This is a genomic window from Flavobacterium sp. WG21 (assembly GCF_000335775.1).
Lineage (GTDB): Bacteria > Bacteroidota > Bacteroidia > Flavobacteriales > Flavobacteriaceae > Flavobacterium > Flavobacterium tructae.
In genome coordinates this window covers 326,176-346,653 of sequence record NZ_AMYW01000001.1, presented here as the reverse complement: position 1 = coordinate 346,653, position 20,478 = coordinate 326,176, and the positions used below count along the sequence as shown (strand labels likewise).

The 20,478-nt window shown below is 33.7% G+C and carries 19 protein-coding genes; 13 read left to right on the top strand and 6 right to left on the bottom strand.

Annotated elements, in window-relative coordinates; translation table 11 throughout:
• Nucleotides 1-16: 16 nt before the first annotated feature.
• The 6 genes from C245_RS0101540 to xrtF all read right to left on the bottom strand — a co-directional run bounded on the left by C245_RS0101540 (nucleotide 17) and on the right by xrtF (nucleotide 4,839).
• Nucleotides 17-697, bottom strand: a complete 681-nt coding sequence (locus C245_RS0101540) for a DedA family protein (RefSeq protein ID WP_017494825.1) — start codon at nucleotides 695-697, stop codon at nucleotides 17-19.
• A 129-nt stretch (nucleotides 698-826) separates the two neighbouring features.
• Nucleotides 827-1,168, bottom strand: coding sequence for a heavy-metal-associated domain-containing protein (locus tag C245_RS0101535; protein WP_017494824.1), 342 nt, complete (start codon nucleotides 1,166-1,168; stop codon nucleotides 827-829).
• A gap of 138 nt (nucleotides 1,169-1,306) precedes the next feature.
• On the bottom strand, nucleotides 1,307-3,313 hold the full coding sequence (locus tag C245_RS0101530; protein WP_017494823.1) for a TonB-dependent siderophore receptor: 2,007 nt from the start codon (nucleotides 3,311-3,313) through the stop codon (nucleotides 1,307-1,309).
• 112 nt (nucleotides 3,314-3,425) lie between these two features.
• Complete coding sequence (locus tag C245_RS0101525; RefSeq protein ID WP_017494822.1) at nucleotides 3,426-3,821, bottom strand: hypothetical protein; 396 nt, start codon at nucleotides 3,819-3,821, stop codon at nucleotides 3,426-3,428.
• Nucleotides 3,822-3,866: 45 nt separating this feature from the next.
• A complete protein-coding gene (locus tag C245_RS0101520; protein ID WP_017494821.1) occupies nucleotides 3,867-4,313 on the bottom strand; it encodes an exosortase F system-associated protein in 447 nt (148 codons plus the stop codon).
• A complete protein-coding gene (gene xrtF, locus C245_RS0101515) occupies nucleotides 4,303-4,839 on the bottom strand; it encodes an exosortase family protein XrtF (RefSeq protein WP_017494820.1) in 537 nt (178 codons plus the stop codon). The genes C245_RS0101520 and xrtF overlap by 11 nt, the downstream gene beginning before the upstream one ends.
• A 71-nt stretch (nucleotides 4,840-4,910) precedes the next feature.
• Between xrtF and C245_RS0101510 the strand changes: the two genes are divergently transcribed.
• From C245_RS0101510 to C245_RS0101450, 13 genes are all read left to right on the top strand, one after another.
• Nucleotides 4,911-5,366, top strand: a complete 456-nt coding sequence (locus C245_RS0101510) for a GAF domain-containing protein (RefSeq protein ID WP_017494819.1) — start codon at nucleotides 4,911-4,913, stop codon at nucleotides 5,364-5,366.
• A gap of 39 nt (nucleotides 5,367-5,405) precedes the next feature.
• Entirely contained in the window at nucleotides 5,406-6,359 is a 954-nt protein-coding gene (locus C245_RS0101505) for an energy transducer TonB (RefSeq protein ID WP_017494818.1), read from the top strand.
• Between the two features lie 88 nt (nucleotides 6,360-6,447).
• Nucleotides 6,448-6,714 carry a 30S ribosomal protein S15 gene (rpsO, locus tag C245_RS0101500; RefSeq protein ID WP_007804772.1) on the top strand — a complete coding sequence of 89 codons (267 nt, stop codon included), beginning with the start codon at nucleotides 6,448-6,450 and terminating at the stop codon, nucleotides 6,712-6,714.
• Between the two features lie 163 nt (nucleotides 6,715-6,877).
• The gene (locus C245_RS0101495; protein WP_017494817.1) at nucleotides 6,878-9,013 is read left to right on the top strand and encodes a polyribonucleotide nucleotidyltransferase; all 2,136 of its coding nucleotides are present in this window, start codon (nucleotides 6,878-6,880) and stop codon (nucleotides 9,011-9,013) included.
• Nucleotides 9,014-9,225: 212 nt separating this feature from the next.
• Entirely contained in the window at nucleotides 9,226-9,618 is a 393-nt protein-coding gene (locus C245_RS0101490) for a hypothetical protein (protein ID WP_017494816.1), read from the top strand.
• A 288-nt stretch (nucleotides 9,619-9,906) separates the two neighbouring features.
• The gene (locus C245_RS22580) at nucleotides 9,907-11,448 is read left to right on the top strand and encodes a tetratricopeptide repeat-containing sensor histidine kinase (protein WP_017494814.1); all 1,542 of its coding nucleotides are present in this window, start codon (nucleotides 9,907-9,909) and stop codon (nucleotides 11,446-11,448) included.
• Entirely contained in the window at nucleotides 11,441-12,187 is a 747-nt protein-coding gene (locus C245_RS0101480) for a LytTR family DNA-binding domain-containing protein (RefSeq protein ID WP_017494813.1), read from the top strand. Before C245_RS22580 ends, C245_RS0101480 begins: the two co-directional genes overlap by 8 nt.
• A 198-nt stretch (nucleotides 12,188-12,385) precedes the next feature.
• Nucleotides 12,386-12,637 (top strand): hypothetical protein, encoded by a 252-nt coding sequence (locus tag C245_RS0101475; RefSeq protein ID WP_017494812.1) that lies wholly within the window; start codon nucleotides 12,386-12,388, stop codon nucleotides 12,635-12,637.
• A 237-nt stretch (nucleotides 12,638-12,874) separates the two neighbouring features.
• A complete protein-coding gene (locus tag C245_RS0101470; protein WP_157495759.1) occupies nucleotides 12,875-13,594 on the top strand; it encodes a hypothetical protein in 720 nt (239 codons plus the stop codon).
• Nucleotides 13,595-13,614: 20 nt separating this feature from the next.
• On the top strand, nucleotides 13,615-16,350 hold the full coding sequence (locus C245_RS0101465; protein ID WP_017494810.1) for a TonB-dependent receptor plug domain-containing protein: 2,736 nt from the start codon (nucleotides 13,615-13,617) through the stop codon (nucleotides 16,348-16,350).
• 5 nt (nucleotides 16,351-16,355) lie between these two features.
• A complete protein-coding gene (locus C245_RS0101460) occupies nucleotides 16,356-17,588 on the top strand; it encodes a DUF4249 domain-containing protein (RefSeq protein WP_017494809.1) in 1,233 nt (410 codons plus the stop codon).
• On the top strand, nucleotides 17,576-19,312 hold the full coding sequence (locus C245_RS0101455) for a hypothetical protein (protein ID WP_017494808.1): 1,737 nt from the start codon (nucleotides 17,576-17,578) through the stop codon (nucleotides 19,310-19,312). Before C245_RS0101460 ends, C245_RS0101455 begins: the two co-directional genes overlap by 13 nt.
• Nucleotides 19,313-19,436: 124 nt before the next feature.
• A complete protein-coding gene (locus tag C245_RS0101450; protein WP_007804760.1) occupies nucleotides 19,437-20,300 on the top strand; it encodes an RNA polymerase sigma factor RpoD/SigA in 864 nt (287 codons plus the stop codon).
• Nucleotides 20,301-20,478 lie beyond the last annotated feature (178 nt).

Genomic DNA, 20,478 nt, shown 5'->3' with positions numbered 1-20,478 from the left:
ATAGATTTTATTTGAATTATATCTTTTCGCTTGGTCTCTTTTTAAAGAGTTTTATCAATACAGGAAATGTAGATATGATTACAATTATAATAATGATGTATTCGATGTGATGTTTTAAATCTATTCCTTCTTTCAAAAACACTCCGTACAGGTAGTGTCCGGCGAAGATCAGTATAAACGACCATAAGAAAGAACTTAGAACATTAAAGAACATAAATTTCTTTTTATCCATAGAAACTATTCCTGCCACAATAGGCGCGAATGTTCTGAAAATTGGAAGAAAACGTGCGTAGATAATTGCTTTTCCACCGTATTTCTCAAAGAAGTCTTTTGATTGCAATAAATATTTTTTCTTGAACCAAAAAGAGTCTTCTTTTTTAAACAAATAATAACCGCTTTTGGCACCAAACCAATATCCGGTCATATTTCCTAAAACTCCCATTATAGCAACCAGAGTCGAAAGTATAAATACATTAAGAAAATCTGTTGGTATATCAACAACATTCTGCATTAAGTCACGACTGTAAATACCTGCTAAGAAAAGTAAACTGTCTCCCGGAAGAAAAAATCCTGCAAAAAGTCCTGTTTCAGCAAAAACTATAAAGAGAACAATAAATAAACCAATTTGAACCCCTCCAATGCTTAATGTTATATAAAATTCAGGGTTGATTAATTGAGTCCAATCAAAATTATTCATAAATGCGCTTGGTTATATTTATAAGGTGGTGAAATTAACAATAATTTGCTTCAACCACAATTAAAAGCCATATTTTAAAGATAAATTAACTATTAAAAGCCCGGATACAAACCCGGGCTCTTTTGTTTTTTATTCTCTTACATATTTGCAGCAGGAATGTAGATTATCATAATCAGCATCCGTAGCTTTAACCTCTTTAGTATCATGTCCTACCTTAGCGATAACGGCATTTAAATCTGCCGTAGATGATTTTTCTTCGTTCAAAATCACCGCAAGCTGATGCGTATTAATATCCCAAACCGCCGATTTTACACCCGGAACACTAAAAGCAGCTTTTTCAATACGTTTTTTGCATTGCTCACAAGTACCGTTTACCTCAGTTGTATACTTTAAATTTTTATTCTTTTTAGTTTGAGCCTGAGCTGAAAATCCTAAAAAAGTTATTAGTGCAATTAAAATTATTCTGTTCATCTTGTTTATTATTTAATGTTATTTTTTTTATGTTATGTGTGAAATGTTTTATGTGAGATGTAAGATGATTTCATAAAATTTTTGTGTTTCCACAATTCACATTTTACAATTCACATTTCACATCTCAGATTTTTACCTCTATTTTATCTTAAAACGCAATCCCGCGTAATACATCTGTCCAAAAATAGGAGCATACGCAACAGAAGCATCAAAATTAGGACCAAATGGATCTGAAGCTCCTAAAATGGCTTTTTGCTGTTTGTAATTTCCGATATTCTCCCCTCCTACATATACTTCAAAAACAGAAGAAAAAATTCGCGTTACCTGAACATTCATCACCGCGTACGAAGGCGAAAAATCAGGGAATTGATCCGCAACAGGATTTGACGCTGTATAAGGCAATTGTTGTTTTCCTGACCAGTTAAAAGTATAATCAAATTTCCATTGCTTACCATCATTGACTTGGGTTTCGTATTCCAAATTCCCCAGAAAACGATGCTTCGCCTGTAAAGGTCGCTGAAAAGTTCCTCGCAGATAATCCGTTTGAATGTCGTAATACTTGTAAGCTGTTCTTAAATTCAGGTTATGAATCAATTCGAAATTAAATTCCAGCTGAAAGCTATTGGCAAACGAACTTCCTTTTAAATTATAAAACAAAACATCCTGCGGACTCTGCATCAAATCGACAACGGCCTGATTCTGAAAATCGGTACGATAGAAATCAAATCCTACTTCTGCGTTTTTATTAAAAAGACGGAATTTCTGAGAAAAACTCACTCCATAATTCCATGCGATTTCCGGATTCAATCCATAAATTTTACCGCCTTGATCTAAAATTGAAAACGTTCTGGAACTCGCAAAAAGCTGTTGATTTTCGGCAAAAATATTAGCGGAACGTTTTCCTCTTCCTGCCGAAACACGAAGCACTCCATTTTTCCATGGATTGTATCTCATGTGCAGACGCGGCGTAACAAAAACCCCCAATCGATTGTGATTGTCTACCCTACCTCCTAAAATCAAACTAAAATTATCGGTATTATCATAAGTGTATTCGAAAAATGCCCCCACAGAATTATCGATTCGGCTGTAATCATTTGCATTTACAAACTCCCGATACTGATCGTAGGCAAAATTTAAACCCGTAGAGAACTTATGCTTCGTATTGTTAATAATCGAATTGAAAATTAAATTTGAATAATAACTATTTTGTCTGATATCATAAAGACTCAGTCCAAAGTAAGAGTTTTGATTATGGGTATTAAAAGCATTCTGAAAACCGATACTTTGATACGGCATATCTTTAAAGACATATCCAATTTTTGTAGAAACATCAAAACGTTCTGTGTTGATTTCTGAACCCCAGTGATTTTTTGTTCCGCGATCTGTATCCTTATCAAAATCAAGTTCTCCGGTCTGTTTTTTATCATTCATATACCTGAAATTGATAAAACTTACTAAACCGCTATCAGGATTGTAATATTGGTAACGGTTCAAAACATTAATCTGTTTTCCCAACGGATTATCCAAAAAACCGTCGTCGTTCATATCGTTCTTTGCTACACGCGCATTACCATGAACAAACAAACTTGTTGCCCATTTATCCGACAGTTTTCTATTAAAATGGGTATTTAACTCAAAACGGGCATCTGTAGAGCCATAAGCATTTAAGAAAAACGGAATGTCGTTTAATGGCTTTAAAAGTTCGGTATTAATTTGTCCGGAAATGCTCTCATAACCATTGATAACACTCCCCGCTCCTTTTGTAATCTGAACACTTTCGATCCATGTTCCCGGGGTAAACGATAATCCGTAAGCTTGTGAAGCTCCGCGTACAGAAGGAAGATTCTCTTCGGTGATTAATAAATAAGGGCTTGTTAAGCCAAGCATTTTAATTTGTTTGGTTCCGGTTAAAGCATCCGAAAAATTCACATCAATCGAAGGATTTGTTTCGAAACTCTCGGCCAGGTTACAGCAGGCTGCCTTTAATAACTCCTTGCTGGTGATAACAGTAGTATTGGAGGTAAGCGTATAGGATTTTTTTATTCCTTTTTGCTTTTTTGTGATTTTTACTTCCTGCAGATCTTCTTGCGAAAACGCGGACACAGATAGCAAAAATGCCACAAAAAGCAGTATACTTTTTTGCATAAAAAAATGATTTAATGTTAAATAGAAGGCTGTTTCTATAAAATCTCTTCAAAAGGAGAAATAAACAAACAGCATAGCGCAAGCCAAAATGGCCTGGATCTAAACATTAAAATCAGGAATAAAAAATATACTGGTGATACAACTTAAATAAAGGAGGCGCATTGGCATCAGAATAATACGAAATAACCTGATTGCTTTTGAAATTTGCAATTCCAAGGAAAGCAATCGGTTGATATTCCTGAACTGCCAGAGGAAAAGCAAACTGAAAGAAGAAAAACTTTAAGGTAGCATCATCTGATTTCTTTTCAAAATGAACTACTTTGTCTTTACAGCAAGATGATTTTTTTTCAGAGGTGCCGCAACAATTCTTTTCCGGAGCTGCTGCTGTTGTATTCAATGAAACCGAAGCAATCTCTCCGCCACAATAGTGCACATCAAAAGCAAACCCAATATTGGAGACCAATAATAGGAAGGCCAAAAATAATCCGGTACACTTTTTTAGTTTCATACTGCAAAATTATTTAAAAGACTCCAGAAAAGACTGAATAAAGTATTATTTTTTTAAATTTTGCTGCTGATAATAAAATGCAGGAATAAATAACAACACAAATATGGGCTGAATAATGAACCTTCGCACATAAAAAAGAAGCCAGTTTCCTTCTGCAAAACATTCAAGAACGACAAAAAACATCCCCAAAAGTATCACAGCAAAAAACACATACAGAAACAAACTAAATTGAAGCATATCCCGATCCTGAAACAAAACATAGATTAATGCCAAAGATAAAATAGTGTTCAGTACATAACGAAGTAACAAATTCAGAAAAAGAGTAAAAGTTTTCACCTCGGGAAAAGGCAAATTTTTAAAATCACCGTCAAAATAATCCAAAAACGGATCATAGAACAGCTGATTTTCAAAAGCTCTGATAACTGCAAAACACAATACAATCGCAACCGCGATTATTAATTTGGACTTATGTTCGAGGATTCTACTTAGCATACTTCGAAAATTTGTTTACCCATATAATCCACAAAAGAAAAACGAAACCATAAATAATCAAAGGAAACAAAGTTCCGTGCAAGAAATGATCCTGTTCCGGAAAACGAAACAATAAAACAACCAATATTGCAATTCTCGCTACATTTAAAACATAAATAGAGAATATTCCAAACACTATAAACAACAAAGTGGCTCTGAACTTTCCGGAAAAAGCAAGTACAAAAGCAACAAACAAAATCATAACGCTTACCGCATTACAGCCTTCAACAATCCGAACGGAATAGTGCTTATTGTACCAAACCTCCATCCAGGAATCAGTAAGGCTTTTATGAATCTTGATATCACAATTAAAACCCTGCATCAATTGTTCGACATTTCGCCCTACAGTGTTGGTTATTCCATCGATTTCATTTGGTCCAAAACCGTTTAGATAAAACTTATATAGCAAGGTGAGTCCAATATAGGCTGCAAAAAAAGTGCCTATAAAAATAAGGAAGGGTTTAAACTGTACGAGATATTTTTTCAACGAAATTTTTTTTCAAATTTATGTATTTTTTGAGTTTAGCTTTAAATACTTTTGTATAAAATCTTAACATCATGACATTTCAAGAATTACAACCAAAAATAAGCACTATTGTTTCTGACACCGTACTAGTTAGAGAAGAAAAATTATTAGCAATCTGCCAGTTATTAAACGAGAATATCGAATACTATAATTGGGTTGGTTTTTATTTTGCTAATCACGAGAATAAAACCTTACACTTAGGCCCGTATGTTGGAGCTGAAACTGATCATACGGTTATTCCTTTCGGGAAAGGAATCTGCGGTCAGGTAGCCGAAAGTAATGCCAATTTTGTAGTACCCGATGTTGCGGCGCAGGACAACTATATTGCCTGCAGCTTTACGGTAAAATCTGAAATTGTTGTTCCGTTATTTGTTGATGGAGTAAATATTGGTCAGATTGATATCGACAGTCATGTTATAGATCCGTTTACAGAAGCTGACGAACGATTTTTAGAATTCGTAAATCAGGAAGTTGCCAAACTGTACTAAAAATAATACATTCGAGTAATTTTCTTTTTATTAAATTCCATGAAACTAATTTTACGCGTTTTCTTTTTCTTTATAATTTCAGCAAAATTATTTGCTCAAGCCCCTGCGTCGGCTAATAAGTTAATTTATCTCGACTCTTTGTGGACACCTGGTACTCCTGAAAATTATAAGTATACACGCCTTATTGAAGACTATTATTCTGAAAAGAAATCCTATGTCTACAAAGACCATTATAAATCCGGGGCAATAAAGTATATTGCAAATACTACAAACAAAGATGTCATTATAAATGAAGGGCAAGCTGTCTCTTATTATGAAAATGGCAACAAAAAATCTTCCGTGTCTTACGTTAACTCAAAAAAAACAGGGAAAGAATTCAATTGGTATGAAAATGGAAACCTGAAATCGGAACTTGAGTATTCTGACTATAAAAAAGGAGAGGTTGATTTTAAAGTTAACAACTACTGGGCTCCTAATAAGGAACAAACTGTAACTGCAGGAAATGGCAAAGTTGAAGACACTAGTTACGATATTGAGCAAAGCGGCACCATAAAAGACGGTTTTCCTGATGGTATATGGAAAGGTAAGAACCTAAAATCCAAATACATTTTTACAGAGCAGTATGAAAATGGCAAATTAATCTCCGGAAAGAGCATTGATTCTTTAAACATTGAACACCGTTACAAAATCATAAGTGAAAAACCTCTTCCGAAAAACGGTATTGATTCATTTTACAGATATTTTAGCAGCAAAATGGTTATCCCCGTGGATATAAGAAACAAAGTGTCCGGAAAAATATACATGACTTTTATAGTAGATGAGACGGGAAATCTGGTAGATCCAAAAGTAATAAAAGGTGTTGGTTATGGATTGGATGAAAATGCAATTCAGATAATTAAAGAAGCTAAAAAATGGAATCCGGGCTTAATTAGAGGAATACCTGCAAGGATTCTATACAAACTCCCCATTACAATTGTAAAAAACGGACGATAAAATTCGTTTTTCCAAAAAAAAGTTCTAATTTTGCACCCGTCTTACAAAAGTTGTATGACATACATAAAAATCATTAAACAATATTGGAATGTATTTAACTAAAGAAAAGAAAGAAGAGATTTTCGCACAACACGGTGGTGCAACAAACACTGGAAGCGCAGAAGGTCAAATTGCATTGTTCACTTACAGAATTTCACACTTAACTGAACACTTGAAAAAAAATCGTCACGATTACAACACTGAGCGTTCACTTGTACTATTAGTAGGTAAGAGAAGAGCTTTGTTGGACTACTTGAAAAAGAAAGAGATCAACAGATATCGTGAGATTATCAAAGTATTGAATATCAGAAAATAATCAATATAGAAAAGAGGTGCGAGAGTGCCTCTTTTTGTTTTTACATTACAAGCATTTTATAAGAAAAAAAGTTTGGTTTTTCATTGGGTTTTAGAACAATAACTACACACAACAACAACTACAACACAACTAAAACCCATTGTATAATCAAAAAGGAAAAATTATGATTCCACAATTATTTGTAGAAAAAATCGATTTAGGTGATGGCAGAAGCATCACAATCGAGACAGGACGTTTAGCCAAACAAGCAGACGGTTCTGTAGTAGTAAGAATGGGCGATACGATGATTCTTGCAACAGCAGTTTCAGCTCGCACTTCAAACCCGGGCGTTGATTTTTTACCTTTAACGGTAGATTATCGCGAAAAATTTGCAGCAGCAGGTCGTTTTCCAGGTGGTTTCTTTAAAAGAGAAGCTCGTCCAAGTGATAGCGAAGTATTGACAATGAGATTAGTTGACCGTGTTCTACGTCCGCTTTTCCCAGACGATTACCATGCTGAAACTCAGGTTATGATTCAATTAATGTCTCATGACGAAGAGGTTATGCCGGACGCTTTAGCTGGTTTAGCGGCATCTGCAGCATTAGCTGTTTCAGATATCCCTTTTTATAACTTAATTTCTGAAGTACGTGTTGCACGTATCGACGGAAAATTGGTCATCAACCCAAGCAGAGAAGAATTAGAAAAATCAGACATCGATATGATGATTGGAGCTTCTATGGATTCTGTGGCAATGGTTGAAGGTGAGATGAAAGAAATTTCAGAAGCCGAAATGATCGAAGCCATTAAATTTGCTCACGAAGCTATTAAAGTTCAAATTCAGGCACAATACCGTTTACAGGAAGCTTTTGGTAAAAAAGAAATTCGTACTTACGAAGGTGAGAAAGAAAACGAAGAAATTTACAAAAAAGTAAAAGCTGCTGCATACGATAAAATTTATGCTATTGCAAAAGTTGGTTCCGCTAAACACGAAAGAGGAGCTGCATTTGCTGAAGTAAAAGAAGAAGTAAAAGCTTTATTTACTGAAGAAGAATTGGCTGCTGATGGTGATTTAGTTTCTAAATACTTTTACAAAACAAACAAAGAAGCTGTTCGTAATGTAGTTTTAGAATTAGGCGTTCGTTTAGACGGAAGAAAAACAACAGATATCAGACCAATCTGGTGTGAAACTGATTACTTACCAAGAGTTCACGGATCTTCATTGTTTACACGTGGAGAAACTCAGGCGTTGGCTACAGTAACTCTAGGAACTTCAAGAGAAGCTAACCAAATCGATTCTCCATCTGAACAAGGTGAAGAGAAATTCTACTTACACTATAACTTCCCTCCTTTCTCAACTGGTGAAGCAAAACCATTAAGAGGAACTTCAAGAAGAGAAGTTGGTCACGGTAACTTAGCTCAAAGAGCATTAAAAAATATGATTCCTGCTGATTGTCCTTACACAATTCGTATTGTTTCTGAGGTTTTAGAATCTAACGGTTCTTCTTCTATGGCAACAGTTTGTGCTGGAACAATGGCCTTGATGGATGCTGGAGTTCAAATGGTAAAACCAGTTTCTGGAATTGCTATGGGATTGATTACTGACGGTGAGAAATTTGCTGTATTGTCTGATATTTTAGGAGATGAAGATCACTTAGGAGACATGGACTTTAAAGTAACCGGAACTGCTGATGGTATTACTGCTTGTCAGATGGATATCAAAATTGACGGTTTACGTTACGACATTATGGAGCAGGCTTTAAGTCAGGCTCGTGATGGACGTTTACATATCTTAGGTAAATTAACTGAAACTATTGCTACACCAAGAGCTGACGTTAAAGCGCATGCCCCAAAAATCATTACCAGAACTATTCCTGGAAACTTTATTGGAGCATTAATCGGACCTGGTGGAAAAGTAATTCAGGAATTACAAAAAGCTACCGGAACTACTATTGTAATCAACGAAGTTGACGAACAAGGTGTAATCGAAATCTTAGGTACAGATCCTGCCGGAATTGAAGCGGTATTGGCAAAAATTAAGTCAATTACTTTCAAACCACAAATGGGAGAAGCTTACGAAGTAAAAGTAATTAAAATGTTAGATTTTGGAGCTGTAGTAGAATATACTGCTGCACCAGGAAATGAAGTTTTATTACACGTTTCTGAATTAGCATGGGAACGCACTGAAAACGTAACTGATGTTGTAAACATGGGTGACGTATTCCAAGTGAAATACTTAGGTGTTGATCCAAAAACTAAAAAAGAAAAAGTGTCAAGAAAAGCGCTTTTACAAAGACCTCCACGTGAGGAGAAAAAAGAGTAATCAGATCTTAGTTTACTAAAGGTTTATTCATAGAAAACCCCAATTCATGCATTTGAATTGGGGTTTTTCGTTTTTATGACATTTTCTAACTAAAATTTCCCTTGATTACTAGAAAAATCACAAAAAAACACGACAAACCTTACATTTATATGTGAAAATAAAATATCTTTAACACACCAAAAAAACAAATTAATAATCCTTAAAACACCACTATGAACTTCAACGTTACCCAAATCACAAGAATTAATCAGCAAGATTTTGTATTTTCAGACAAAAGCAATCTTACTTTCCCAATCCCTCCTTTAGCCTCTTCACAACTTTACAGAAATCAGGGAGTCCTTACCTTAAAAATATGTGCTACTGTTTACATCAACTCTAAAGATTCAGCTGCCCCAGCAGTTCGTACACTAATAGAAAACGATACTAATATCGAAGTTTATTTTGACTATACATGGGATGAAAGCACACCAGATACCTATGATGTTTGGTATGTTGAAATCGATTATATTTCTGATAGAATTAGCCAAATTACATCTGTTACATCTTATTTAAGAAATCTGGACCCTGAAACTTCTAGAGGAACTACAACATCTGTAGACGGGTAGTCTTCAGATCCCATAAGCAATCACATCGTTTAATTTTATCTTTAAAAAATTAAACGATGTTTCACAAATCATAATTGAATCAGGGAATAATGAGAAAACTTAACTTACTTTTCTTTTCAATTTTATTTATTTTTCCTTTATATATCTTTAGTCAAGTAAATTCCAGTCTCATTACTTTTAGTGATTGTATAAAGAAAAAAGCTAATGAATTTCCGAAAGAAGTAAACTTCAATAAAGCCCAATTTTTTTTATTTAAAAAAGAATTGGGACTCTACATTGGTATATTCTATGAAACAATTAAGCTCAAGTAACAACAATGAGCTTAAAGATTATTGTCATTACTTTAGAGGATACAGTTTTAGAGAATTAAAACTATTAAAAGAAGCAAAATCAGAATTAAATTTAATTTCTAAAAAATTTATATTCTACAATTTAGTAAACTATAAATTTGGCGCCATTTCATTAGAATTAAAAGAATTTGAGAAAGCCATAAGTTACTTTAACAAAATAGAAAAACTTCCAATTGTAAAAAATGGCGATTATAAATTAAGTAATATCTATGAAAATCTAGGAACAAGTTATCTGCATCTTGAAAAATATAATATTGCCGAAAAATATCTTTTTAAAAGCACTTCTCTTAAAATAAAAGAAAACGACACGTTATCTATTATAAGTTCATACCTAAATCTTGCAAATCTTTATTACTTACAATATAAAGATCAACAAGCCATTCCATATTTTGAAAAAGCCTATTTTTTATCCAAAAAAGTAAAGGATTTTAATAAAAAGAAAGAGGCCGCTTTAAATATGGCTGTAGTGGAAGAAAACAGAGGCGATTTTAAAAAAGCCCTAATCTACAGAAAAGAATTAGGACAATGGAAAGATTCTCTAAACAATCAAAACAAAATCTGGGCAGTTGCCGATTTTGAGAAGAAATTTGCAGTTGCACAGAAGCAAAAGCAAATTAAAGTTCTTGAAGTCGAAAACAAACTTAAAAATGCACAGCGTAACGGTTTGTTTTTTGCTGCTGTTGGGCTGTTATTGATTTTAACAGCTGGAGTTTACCTCTACGCTCAAAAAGTAAAAAATGGTAAGACGATTTTGCGCCAAAAAAACAAACTTGATGAATTAAACGCTACCAAAGATCAGTTATTTTCGATTGTCAGTCACGATTTGCGTTCGTCTGTTAATGCTTTAAAAACCAGTAACACTAAATTATCCTCTACACTGGAAACCAAAAACTATGACGAATTAAATCATCTAATAATCCAAAACAGTACTATCGCAAATGGCGCTTACACTTTGTTGGATAATTTGCTGCATTGGGCGATGTTACAAACCAAACAGTTGTACTTTCAAAAAGAATCCATTCATTTGTACTCTATCGTTCAACAAATTGAACACAACTACAAACCTTTGCTTCTTGACAAAGCCATTACTTTTGAAAATTCGGTCTCAAAAAATAGCTTTATCTTTGTAGACCTCGATTCGTTAAAAATTGTACTTCGAAATTTATTAGACAATGCTATTAAATTTTCGAATGAAAATAGCAAAATCAGCTTTTACACCCAGGAAACCTACCCTGATTTTTGTGAACTTGTTATTCAGGACAATGGTATAGGAATGAGCGAAAGCACCATTCAGGAATTACTCGCTGACAATGCTTTACTTGCCAAAAAAAACAACACTGAAATTATAGGTACCGGTTTAGGTTTGCAGCTGTGCAAACAAATGATCAAAAAAAATGGCGGAACAATAGCCATAGAAAGTGAACTCCATGCAGGAACTAAAATGATTTTGACTTTCCCAAAAACAAAAAACAATGGATAATATTCATGTATTAATTATAGAAGACACTCCTGAACAAAGCGATGCTCTGCGTAAAGTACTGCTTCAAAACAATTATAAGGTTGTAGGCATAGCAACTAATTTTGCTGATGCGTTAAAACTCTTTTACGAAAATACCATCGACATTATTATTATTGATATTTTCTTAGACGGGAAACCGGAAGGAATCACATTTGCGGAATCGATTAACATTATTCCAAATGCAGCAAAACCGTTTGTGTTTTTAACCAGCTCGCAAGACCGTCAAATTTTTGAAAAAGCCAAGCTTACAAAACCGTTCAGCTTTTTACTAAAACCTTTTAATGAATTGGAAATTCTTTATGCCATAGAAATGGCTGTAGAAAAGTTTTATGCTCAAACCGAAGTTTTTCAGACTGAAGAACAAGATACTGTGATTAGCAACGACTACTTATTTATAAAAAAGAAGAACTCCTTAAAAAAAGTAGCATTAAATGATATCCTTTATATTGACGTTGAAGAACGTTATTGCAATATCATAACCGAGAAAGAAAAATTCGTAATTCTTATCTCTTTAACAAAAATCAGCAATCTGCTGGATAAAAACAGATTCATAAAAACACATCGAAATACAATTGTAAACACAAATAAAATTGAAGAAATTATTCTGGCTGATAATCTCATTATTTTAAAAGGCGACCACAAAATAAATCTAAGTGATACCTACAAAGATTTTATAAAAAAGATGAATATTTTGTCATAACAACAGTAAGACGAAAAAATAAAAACTCAGCAAATCCTCTCTATCCGGGAGGATTTTTTTGTTTTAAAAGAAGAATACCCTCCCACAGGGTTAGTAAAAAATTTCATGACAAAAAATTCTGCTTTCATGACATTTTTAATTTCCTTCCCGCAAATCGAAATTACTTTTACACCAAGAAATCCAAATTATAAAATCTAAATGAGAATTGAATTAAACAGACCATCGGACATGAAGCTTTTATCTATATTAAAAAAAATAAAAAACAACCCCTGGGTTGGCGTAACTGTCTCTCTTCTCTTTATCATTCCTTGTTTATATAAAATTCTGGACGACATCACCGTTTTCAGAATCGAATATCTTTTGTTAGCCATTGCATTTCCGATCTACATCAAATCGCTTAAAAAAATATTTGATGACATTTTAGATACCTCAGATGATTTTTCAGATTAAAAAATAAATTTTGCCCCAATTTTATCGAGACACTTTGGCTTAATCTTTTTAAGCCTGAGTGTTTTTTTTATTTTAAGACAGGACAGCTTTCCAAACTCAATAATACCGCATAAATCATTCGCTTTTTAAGTCAAAAAATAACAACCTTATTAAAATTTAACAAAAAGACCATTGTTGTTAACATTTTTTTGATATTTTTGAAGAGCTATAAACCAAAAAATCAAAACCACCAATCCTTTGAAGAAAAACCAAATAAAAGGTCAATATATAATTTTATTGGCCTTATTCTTAAATGCATACATAATTTACGGGCAAACAAACAACGAAATCTTAGTATACAACTGGTTTGACAAAAATCTGGGTGTAGAATCGTTAGAATTTGAAAATGGACCCGCCCATTTAAACTTCGACAAAACAGTCAACAACGAAAACCGGTATTACATTTCCGAAGATTTCAGAAAAGGAAGTATGCAGTATAATAATCAAAATTATTCTGATCTGTTACTCAACTACGATACTTATACCGACGAACTGATTATAAAACCGTATGGTGAGCTTAACACCACTAAAATTAATCTCTTTACCCAAAACATCAGTTACTTTAAAATAGGCAATGATAAATTTGTTCATTTAGACGTTCCGAGTTCAACCACTTTCAGGAAAGGATACTATGAAGAAGTTCCGGTGGGAAACAATGTTATTCTTTACATAAAACACTCTAAAGAGAAGAAAAAAAGCAATAAAGCCGAAGTTGATTTAATAGGATATACAGACAGAAAAGAATTCATCCTTTTAAAGCAGAACAATTTTTATCCTATAAATGATAAAAAAGAGATCATAACTTTATTTCAGGAGAATAAAAGAAAAATAAATGATTTTTATCTACTGTATAGAAATCTAAGAAAAGAAGATGCTGCATTATTTATGAAAAACCTCCTCAAGTACATAAATAACTAAAATCTGTAGCAATTATCCAAATGAGAATATTTACCCTTCTTTTATTATTTTTCGGTTTTAATCAATGTATTTATTCACAAGATCAAAAGATTAGTATAAATTACAACAACATCAATCGGATTGAAGTTCTAAAAAAAATAGAGGCTTCTACAAATTATAAATTCTACTTTCAAAAGGAATGGATAGACAACAACGTACTAATATCCGGAGATTACTCTAATAAAGCTATACAGGATGTACTAAGCAAAATCTTTGAAGACACTGATCTGAATTTCTTTATTACCAAAAACAAAGTCATTCTGACCAAGAACAGTATCATCTATGACAAATTTCAAAATGATAAAGTTAAGGCTGGCAATATTCCTATCTTTTTTCAACAGTATGATTCTGTAAAAAAGAACAAAACAGATCAGGCTACCCCTATTGCATTAATTGGAAAGGAATCCATCGATTCTGAGACTGACTTTTATACCATTTCAGGCTATATAACGGACCTAAAAGACGGTAAACCTCTTGCTGACATAACGGTAAAAGCAAAAAACACCACCGCAACAACCGTTACAAATACTCAGGGATTTTACAGTCTAAAACTACCTGTTGGATTAGCAACAATCGAAATCGAATCATTACTGTACAATAACACCGCCCGAAAAATAATGATTTACAGTGACGGTACTTTGGATTTTCCGATAATTGAAAAAATAAATCAATTAAAAGAAGTTTTGGTAAAAGGAAAAAACAGTCAAAATATAAGAACTGCGATAACAGGAGTTACAACAATTGAAGCCGAAGGCGTAAAAACGGTTCCTCTCGTTCTGGGAGAAAGAGATGTTCTAAAAATTGCCCTCACCATTCCCGGAATAAAAACTGCAGGAGAAGGCTCTTCAGGATTTAATGTAAGAGGAGGAAAAGAAGATCAAAACCTAATGTTGTTGGACAACGGAACAATATACAACCCTGCTCATCTTTTTGGTTTTTTCTCTTCTCTAAACCCTTACACCATCAATAAAGTTGATATTTACAAAGGAGGCATACCATCTGAATTCGGCGGCAGATTGTCATCGGTTTTTGACATTACTTCTAAAAACGGAAACACAGAGAAATTTTCGGGTGAAGGAGGAATTGGCCCGGTTACCAGTAACCTTACCGCTTCGATCCCTGTTGTAAAAGGAAAAGCAAGTTTATTATTAGGAGGCAGAGCCACTTACTCGGACTGGATTCTAAAAACCTTAGACGATGAAAATCTCAAAAACAGCCAGGCTTCTTTTTATGATTTGTTTGCAAAATACAGTCACAAAATAAACAAAAACAATACTGTTGAAGGCACCGCCTATTACAGTAAAGATAAATACACTATTACTCCCGACTCGTTGTATCAATACAGCAACCGCTTGATTTCTTTAAAATGGAAACATGCTTTTAATGAAAAAAACAACAGCGAACTTAATGTCTCCAATAGCGAATACAAATTCAGTATCGATTACCAATCTGTTAATCCTGAATCTTTTATTTTCAAGTACAAAATAAACGAAACTCAGGCAAGTCTTAAATTCAATAGTGAACTGAACAGTAAGCATAAATTTACTTATGGAATATCAAGCAAATTATACAACGTTAGTCCCGGCGAGCTCAGTCCTGATGGAGAAACTTCGATAGTGACTCCTATAAAAGTGGATGACGAAAAGGGATTGGAATCAGCGCTGTTTTTCTCTGATAAGTTTAAAATTACCGAAAAACTATTGTTAGATGTTGGAGCGCGATACTCCTTATACGCGGCTTTAGGAGCATCTACACAGAAAATTTACAAAGAAGATGTACCTAAGACTCCTTCAACAGTTATAGAAGAAAAAACGTATGGTAATAATAAAGTAATTACGACTTACGGAGGTTTTGAACCAAGGCTTGCTTTGCGCTATATATTTGATGAAAGTCTATTTGTAAAAGCCGGTTTCGATAAAAACTACCAATACATCCATTTGTTAACCAATAACACAACCCAATCGCCTACAGATACCTGGAAGTTATCTGATTTGAATGTAAAACCGCAAAGCGGACTACAGTATTCTCTTGGGATTTTCAAAAAACTGGATTATAAAGATATTGAGTTAAGTCTGGAAGGATACTACAAAACTTCTAAAAATATACTCGATTACAAAGTTGGAGCCAACTTACTTTTAAACAAGGATCTTGAAACGGAATTACTTCAAGGTAATGGAAAGGCATACGGTGTAGAGTTTTTACTAAAAAAATCAACCGGAAGACTTAATGGCTGGCTTGGGTACACTTATTCAAGAACCTTTATAAAACTGGACAGCAAGTTTAACGATGAAAAGGTAAACAATGGTGCCTACTTCCCAACTAATTTCGATAAGCCGCATGATGTAAGTATCGTAATGAATTACAAATTTACACACCGCTATAGTTTTTCTTCCAATTTCGTATATCAAACCGGAAGACCAATAACCTATCCTATCGGAAAATACAATTACAATGGTGCCGAATACACATTGTATAGCGATCGTAACAAATACAGAATACCCGATTATTACAGACTAGACATAGGATTAAATATTGAAGGCAATCATAAGATAAAAAAATTAGCACACAGTTTCTGGAACATCTCCATTTACAATGTGCTGGGGCGCAATAACCCTTATTCTATCTTTTTCGTAACAAAAGAAGGTCAGGTAAAAGCCTATCAAACCTCTATTTTTTCTGTTCCGATACCAACAATTACCTATAATTTTAAATTTTAAAAGTTATGAAAAAGATCTTACACTACGGATTTCTTATAACGATACTTCTTTCAATTGTATTGGGATGCACAACACCCTATTCGTACCAAACTAATGGCTTCGAAGATGCTCTGGTAATAGAAGCCACCATGACCGATCAATATAAAAACCATCAAATTAAATTGTCCAGAACGTATAAACTTGATGGAAAGAAACCAACCTTTGAAAGTAAAGCGGTAGTATATGTTACCGATGATCTGGGTAATAAATATGATTTTCAGGAAAAAAATGAATCCTATATTTCCGTAAACCAGTTTCAGGCCAGTCCCGGCAGAGCTTATCAATTGCATATCCTTACGAAGAATGGAAGAACATATGTCTCTAATGAGGAAAAACTGCCACAACAGACTCAAATCGAAAAAGTAGAAGCAAAAACTTTGACAAAAAAAGGAGAACTGGGAGTTGAAATCACCGTAAATAGCAATGATCCAACAAATAAATCCCGATACTACCGATACGAATACGACGAAACTTATAAAATTGTTGCTCCAAAAGCTTATCCTAAAAAAGCCGTTGCTGTTTTTTTTGCCCCGGGCTCCAACCCAAAAGGACAAGTGGTATTTGAAGACAGAACAACAGAAGTCAGAGTTTGTTACTCAGATAAAAAATCGAATGAATTAATTCTAACCAATACAAACCAGCTAAGCGAAGACAGAGTTACTGATTTTCCAATTAAATTTATTAGCAGTAAAGACCCCATCATAAGAACCAGATACAGCATTTTAGTCAAACAATATGTACAGAATCTCGCTGCCCATACTTTTTATGAGACCCTTAAAGAAATTGCTGATATAGGAAGTATACTATCGCAAACCCAGCCTGGTTTTTTCTACGGAAACATAAACCCTGTTGACAATCCAGGTGAGAAAGTGATTGGTTTTTTTAATGTGTCCTCCTATTCCGAAAAAAGGATCTTTTTTAATTTTACCGATCTTTTTCCTAAAGAACCAATCCCTAAATACCAATATTATTGCCCCTCTCCCGTTCCTGAAAATGAAATAAATGATTTTTATTTCGAATACTGCTTCAATCCCAACAACGAGATTTGTCGAGGAAATGACATTTTAGATTTACTTAAAAGCGGAATAAAAACTTTTTTCCCTAATGAGTCACCTACTTCTTACCTACTATATCCCGTTGAATGCGGAGATTGCACTTCATTTTCATCAAACATAAAACCATCATTTTGGATAGACTAAAACAGATAACGATCATCACTTTAGCAATGTGTTTCCAGCAAATATTGTTTGCTCAAAAAAACAATGCCGTAACTGAACTGAATGCAATAGATCAAAACCTCAATGAGTCCATTTACATCAGTACAAATGCTAATTCCTATATAACCGGAGAATCTTTATTCTACAAGGTTTTCTGTATCAATAAATCAACAAACGAAATATCAAAATATAGTAAAGTTGCTTACTTGCAACTGGTTGACAAAAACAAAACAACAGTTCTTACCCATAAATTGTTTCTGGAAAACGGAACCGCCAGCAGCGACTTTTTCATTCCAACAACTCTGGAAACCGGAAACTATAAAATTATAGGATATACCAACTGGATGCTGAATAAAGAAGTCTCAGAATACTGCAATATTGACATTTACATCTTAAACCCGTACAAAGATAAACCTGTAAACACCATTTCTCAAAAAGAAGTAACTTTAGCAGAAACGATAACAAACAGAGACATCTCTTTTAATTTAAAAAGCAAAATTTACAAAAACAGAGATCAGGCAGAATTGCAAATCAACACAAATTCTGATGAGTTTACAAAGGGAAATTATGTGCTTTCAGTAAGAAAAGCAGATGGTTTTATCGCTCAAAAGAAAATCAATTTTGAAGAACTTAGTGCAGGCAATACTTATAAAAGTTCTCTATCAGAAATAAAAAACCCTAATTTTCTATTGCCGGATTTACGCGGTGAACTAATTTCAGGAAAAATAAGATCCAGCAATGCTGACATAAAAAATAAAAAAGTAGCTCTTTCTATAGTCGGCAAAAATTCCACATTGAAGCTTGCCAAAACTGATAATGAAGGAAACTTTATTTTTAATCTGGAAAAGCCAAACTCAAACTCCAATGTAATCGTTCAAATTTTAGAAGACAACAAACAGGATTATACCATTGAAATGGACAAACCGAAAAATATCAATTTTTCAAATTTAAGCTTTCCGGAATTTCAGTTCAATTCAGACTTCAAACAGAATATTTCAGAAAGACTGATTTCCACTCAAATAGAAAACGCCTATTACAATCTTAAAAAAGACAGCATATTAGCCTCAAATGATACCATTCCTTTTTACAACAATTTATCAAAAGAGTTTAAACTGGACGCTTTTACACGATTCGCAACTATGGAAGAAACAATAACTGAAGTTGTAAAAGGCGTTTATTTTTCAAAAGATAAAAACAACTATGCTATTCATGTTTACGACTACGATCCTAATTACGAATCTCCTTTACCAACTTTAATAATCGTAGACGGACTGATTATAGAAGACCTAAACGAACTATTTCGTTATAACCCAAAAAACATCCATAAAATCAATGTTGTAAAAGGAATTTACAATTATGGAGCAAAATCTTTTAACGGTTTAGTTTCGTTTACAACTAAAAATGGCGATTACGAAACCAAACTTAAAGGAAGTTTTATTATCAGACCCGAACTTCTGAGACCACAGTCTAAAAAAGAATACTTTAGACCTGATTATACCAGCACTAAAAATGAAAGAATTCCTGATTACAGACATCAGCTTCTTTGGATTCCTAAAGTGGATTTAAGTGACGCAAATTCAAAAATACAATTTTACACCTCAGACGTTTCCGGCAAATTTGAAATCACACTTGAAGGATTTTCTGCTTCGGGAAAACCCGTTTTTATAAAGGAGACTATCGAAGTTAAAGAGGCGCTTTCAAATTAGATGGGAAGAGATAAAAAAGCAGCCAAACAATTAATTTGTAAAAATAATTTAAATTAATTGTAACTTTTTTTGAACTCATTACGTATAACCATTTGTACACTTAAAAATTGAGGAGACAAAAAACATGAGACAACTTAAAATCACCAAGCAGGTAACCAATCGTGAAACTGCATCATTAGACAAATACCTACAAGAAATTGGAAAAGTTGACCTAATTACCGCCGATGAAGAGGTAGAATTAGCACAAAGAATAAAAGCCGGTGATCAAAGAGCATTAGAAAAATTAACAAAAGCTAACCTACGTTTCGTTGTATCGGTTGCTAAACAATATCAAAATCAAGGATTAACTCTTCCTGACTTAATTAATGAAGGAAACTTAGGTTTAATTAAAGCCGCTCAGCGTTTTGATGAAACTCGTGGTTTCAAATTCATCTCTTATGCTGTATGGTGGATTCGTCAATCGATCCTGCAGGCTTTGGCAGAACAATCTCGTATTGTTCGTTTACCATTAAACAAAATCGGTTCTATCAATAAAATCAACAAAATGTATGCTTTATTAGAGCAATCTAACGAGCGTCCGCCTTCTGCTGAAGAAATTGCAAAAGAACTTGACATGACTGTAAATGACGTAAAAGAGTCTATGAAAAACTCTGGTCGTCACCTATCAATGGATGCACCTCTTGTTGAAGGCGAAGATTCTAACCTTTATGACGTTTTACGTTCAGGAGAATCTCCAAACCCGGACAGAGAATTAATTCACGAATCATTACGTACTGAAATTGAGCGCTCACTAGAGACATTAACTCCAAGAGAGGCCGATGTTGTTCGTTTGTATTTTGGTCTTGGCGATCAGCACCCAATGACTTTAGAAGAAATTGGAGAAACTTTCGATTTAACTCGTGAGCGTGTTCGTCAGATTAAAGAAAAAGCAATCCGTAGATTAAAACATACTTCAAGAAGTAAAATTCTTAAAACTTATCTTGGATAAATTCCAAAGTTCCAATTATAGCAATTCCAAATTCCAATTATTTTGTTGGAATTTGGAATTTATTTCAAAACTACCTATATTGGACGACAAAGCAAACAACAGTTTGATTGACTGTTCGTTTTTTGATTGATGATTGAAACTCCGGCTGATTACCGGAGTTTTTTATTTTATTTTTTTT